The following is a 347-nucleotide window of genomic DNA, read 5'->3' on the forward strand; positions in this document are numbered from 1 at the left end:
CGGCTTTACCTGTAAGGTCTGTATCGACAACTGGTTTCGCTGGAGCTGTTGTGTCTTTAGTTACAAATTCTGATAATGGTTTCTTATCTGTAGAACCATCTGTATATGTTACTACAAGATTTCCATCCGCATCTTTAGTAACTGATTGAATCTTATTAGTTTTATCAGCTACAGTTGTACCTTTTTTGTCTGCCAAATTAGCATCATCATTGGTTTGGGAGTATTCAAGTTGGAGCTTTTCTTTGATTTTATTTAACTCATCATTTGTTACGTTATCTGGATTTGCCACCTCAACTTTTTCGGTTGGAGTTGCAACATCATATTTTTGGTTTTGTGGCTTAAGCACA

The 347-nt window shown here is 36.0% G+C and carries 1 protein-coding gene; it reads right to left on the minus strand.

Features of this window, described 5'->3' with window-relative positions:
• Positions 1-347 (minus strand): hypothetical protein (locus AX662_RS10730; protein ID WP_197414659.1); only part of this gene is annotated, 347 nt, incomplete at both ends.

The organism is Streptococcus sp. CCH5-D3, from assembly GCF_001556435.1.
Lineage (GTDB): Bacteria > Bacillota > Bacilli > Lactobacillales > Streptococcaceae > Streptococcus.